The sequence below is a fragment of the Vibrio sp. 10N.261.52.A1 genome (genome assembly GCF_002876325.1).
Classification (GTDB): Bacteria; Pseudomonadota; Gammaproteobacteria; order Enterobacterales; family Vibrionaceae; genus Vibrio; species Vibrio chagasii.
This window is the reverse complement of sequence record NZ_MCYD01001385.1, coordinates 1-3584: the sequence shown is the minus strand read 5'-3', so window position 1 is coordinate 3584 and position 3584 is coordinate 1. Positions and strand designations below refer to the sequence as shown.

Annotated in this window: 5 protein-coding genes; 2 read left to right on the top strand and 3 right to left on the bottom strand. The window is 43.1% G+C overall.

Annotated features, from left to right (window positions below; translation table 11 throughout):
* Positions 1-60 precede the first annotated feature (60 nt).
* The 3 genes from BCT81_RS28140 to dusA all read right to left on the bottom strand — a co-directional run bounded on the left by BCT81_RS28140 (position 61) and on the right by dusA (position 2246).
* Positions 61-726: a TIGR04219 family outer membrane beta-barrel protein gene (locus BCT81_RS28140; protein WP_102426571.1), complete on the bottom strand. Its 666-nt coding sequence runs from the start codon at positions 724-726 to the stop codon at positions 61-63.
* Positions 727-861: 135 nt separating this feature from the next.
* Complete coding sequence (gene pspG / locus BCT81_RS28135) at positions 862-1083, bottom strand: envelope stress response protein PspG (RefSeq protein WP_004741265.1); 222 nt, start codon at positions 1081-1083, stop codon at positions 862-864.
* Between the two features lie 182 nt (positions 1084-1265).
* The gene (gene dusA, locus BCT81_RS28130; protein ID WP_102426570.1) at positions 1266-2246 is read right to left on the bottom strand and encodes a tRNA dihydrouridine(20/20a) synthase DusA; all 981 of its coding nucleotides are present in this window, start codon (positions 2244-2246) and stop codon (positions 1266-1268) included.
* Positions 2247-2558: 312 nt separating this feature from the next.
* Between dusA and zur the strand changes: the two genes are divergently transcribed.
* Together zur and BCT81_RS28120 are read left to right on the top strand one after the other, a co-directional pair.
* A complete protein-coding gene (gene zur / locus BCT81_RS28125; RefSeq protein ID WP_004741270.1) occupies positions 2559-3017 on the top strand; it encodes a zinc uptake transcriptional repressor Zur in 459 nt (152 codons plus the stop codon).
* Between the two features lie 17 nt (positions 3018-3034).
* Complete coding sequence (locus BCT81_RS28120; RefSeq protein ID WP_004741271.1) at positions 3035-3496, top strand: chemotaxis protein CheX; 462 nt, start codon at positions 3035-3037, stop codon at positions 3494-3496.
* Positions 3497-3584 lie beyond the last annotated feature (88 nt).

The following is a 3584-nucleotide window of genomic DNA, read 5'->3' as shown; positions in this document are numbered from 1 at the left end:
AAAACGCCGCTTAATAAAGCGGCGTTTTTAAAATTGGTTTTAGATGTTCTTTAGGTGAACTTAGAATCGTACTTCTGCACCAGCAAACCAGCCATCTATCATGACAAAGTTTTTACCTAACTCAGAATCAAAGAACTCATCTGAATCTAAGTCGATAACACGGTAACCACCGCGCAGAGCGATTTCAGACTCAGATACTGGGATTCGGTACTGAACACCCGCCATCAAATCTGTGCTCTTAATACCGCTGCTATCACCGAATTCCATGGTACCAATGATATCGAAGTTGGTGTCAGGAACGTTGATCTCTGCGTTACCGTAGAAGCTCCACGTAAATTCATCGAAGCTTGCTTGAGTTCCTTTTTGAGGTTCAATGTAATTCGAGTTTGAGTACTGAGTAAACGTCAGACCCGCATCGAAGTTCATCAACTTGTGCTCTAGCAAGGTGTAGTAGAATGTGTAGTCGTACTTATCAAAAGCCAATGCATCCGTATCAATAGACGTATAACGGAAGCTAGCATTTGGCAGCATTGGGGCATTATGCTCAAATGCGAAATACACAGAAGGAGAGTTAGAGTCTTCGTCTTGTCTCACTTCATTTAGCTTGGTACTTCCCCACCACATATCGGCACCGACTTTAGCCGTGTAAGAAAACTCTTCCTCAGCAGATACCGCTGAACTTAAAGATAGCATTCCCACTAAAGCAATTAATGGCATTTTATTCATTTGAGATAGCTCCAATTCCATATCGTTGTGCTAAGTGTATGCACATTCATAGATTATTGGGGAAAATTCTACCACACATCTTAAAGACTAAAACGATAAACCGACGGCAAGCCGATATTTGACGGTGTCATGACTTTAGTAGCGTCTCTGACTCGAGCTATGTACAAAGTTTTTGAAAAACCACACACCGATTGCAATCACAATCAACCAAGGCAGTAATTTGAACACCACGCTCATCATACCAAGCAGCAACATTACGGCTAATGCAACTCCTGTTGCCGCTAATACCGTCATAAAGGTAATGCCTGTCACAAGAAGCGTAGCAACGAAAATAAGAACAAAGATTAATTCAAACATAATGGTCTCCCTAATGAGTTAATGACCTATCTTTCCTAATCCCTAACATTGCAGCTTCTGTACCAAGTCGCCAGAACCAATAAAACCCTTATTTATCAAGAAAATAAAAAACCACACATTCTCATGCGTGGCTTTTTAAGCAAATTAGAGTGGTAAATTTAGCCTTTAATGGCGAATTTAACCTATACGTTCAGCTCTTTAGGAATCTTAGCCAATGCTGTCTGCATGACTTCGATGCCAGCGCCTTTCTTATGCGCATTTTCGCTGATGTAACGACGCCATTGTCTTGCACCCGGCATGCTTTGGAACAGGCCAAGCATATGACGAGAAATGTGTCCTAGGCTTGCACCCTTTGAAAGCTCACGTTCGATGTACGGGTACATCTCTTCCACGACTTGTGAGCGTTTCTTAATTGGCGTATCTAAGCCGAAGATCTGTTGGTCCACTTCCGCCAGAATAAATGGGCTATGGTAAGCCTCACGACCGATCATCACGCCATCAAGGTGCTGAAGATGTTCTTTTGTTTGTTCTAATGTGGTGATACCACCATTTACTGCGATCACTAGATCAGAGAAGTCTTTCTTGATCTGGTAAGCACGATCATAATCCAGAGGTGGGATCTCGCGGTTCTCTTTCGGGCTAAGACCACTCAACCACGCTTTACGTGCATGAATAGTGAATTGCTCACAACCACCCTTTTCAGAAACCGTTGAAATGAACTTCGTCAGAAACTCATATGAGTCTTGGTCATCGATACCAATGCGAGTTTTCACTGTGATTGGAATATCAGTCACTTCTTTCATTGCTGATACACAGTCTGCTACTAGCTCTGGCTCCGCCATTAAGCACGCACCAAAGCGACCGTTTTGAACTCGGTCTGAAGGGCAACCTACGTTAAGATTTACTTCATCATAACCACGCTCAGCCGCAAGTTTGGCACAAGCCGCAAGATCAACTGGATTTGAACCACCAAGTTGAAGAGCCAGTGGATGCTCTCGCTCACTGTATTCTAGGAAATCGCCCTTACCGTGTAAGATCGCGCCTGTTGTTACCATTTCCGTGTACAGAAGAGTCTGCTGAGAGAGCAAACGGTGAAAGTAACGACAGTGGCGGTCAGTCCAATCGAGCATTGGAGCGACAGACAACCTACATGAATGTGTCATGGCAAAGTACCCTAGTAGCGAGTCAAACAAAGATGCTGGAATACCCAGCAAAAGCAAAGTCGGCTATTGTAAAGGCTATGCTCTGTTTGTGCTATATGAACTTTGCCTCACACTTTTTTATAAATCATTCACCAGATCTCTAATTCAGCCTCACTAATCAGTTATGCCTTGAGTCACAATGTCATTTTGAGTTACCTTGTCTTATTCAAAGTCGTGGGTCACAATACGCTCTGTACCTGACTTTAATAGAAATCAATGGCTCCTTAGCCGAAATAACCTGAAAATAGGGTTTGTTTAAGGATGTCCGATTGAATGGTGAAGAATTTGGACCACACATTAATAGAGCAAGTTGAAGGGATATGCGCATCGCGTGGCGTTAGATTAACGCCTCAAAGAAAGCGAGTGTTTGAGCTCATCCTCTCTAATAAGAAAGCTTCTAGTGCTTATGAATTATTAGAGCAATTGAAAGTCAGTGAGCCGCAAGCCAAGCCACCTACTGTATATCGCGCTTTGGATTTCTTGTTGGAGCAAGGTTTCATTCACAGAGTTGAGTCAACCAATAGCTTTATATGCTGCTGTTCTTGTAATGCCAACAAACATTTCTCCCAACTACTGATCTGCGATAAATGTGGCACAGTGGTAGAACTACAAGACGATTCCCTTGTGACTCTGCTCGCGAGTAACGCTGAGAAGCATGGCTTTCAATTGACCAACCACGTCATTGAATCGCATGGCATTTGCCAATCTTGCTCCTCCGATATGAAAGAATAAGATTATAGAAGAACATTATGCGCGCTGAATTTGTAAACCCGTTTTTAGCTTCTTTGATGAACGTTCTAAAAACGATGGCTTCTCTAGAATTGAAGCCACAAAAACCAAGAGTTAAGAAAGATGAAATCGCTCGTGGTGATGTCTCTGGTTTAATCGGTATGGTTGGTCCACAATCTCGTGGTTCAATGTCGATTACCTTTGATGAAGGTCTGGCTCTGGAAATCATGGAAAACATGCTTGGTGAGCGACCAAACGGTTTGAACGAAGAAGTAACCGACATGGTTGGTGAGATCACCAACATGGTAACGGGCGGTGCAAAACGTATTCTTGCGGAAAGCGGCTTCGACTTCGACATGGCAACACCGATTGTGGTTTCTGGTAAAGGCCACACTATTCGTCACAAATGCGAAGGCGCAATAATCATCATGCCTTTCTCATCTCAGTGGGGTAATGCCTTCATCGAGATCTGTTTCGAATAGAATTAGCTACAGCAAAATCGTTAGAAGGCTGGCGTCGATACGTCAGCCTTTTTTATTACCTGCAATTCAACCATTGCTTACTCTACAG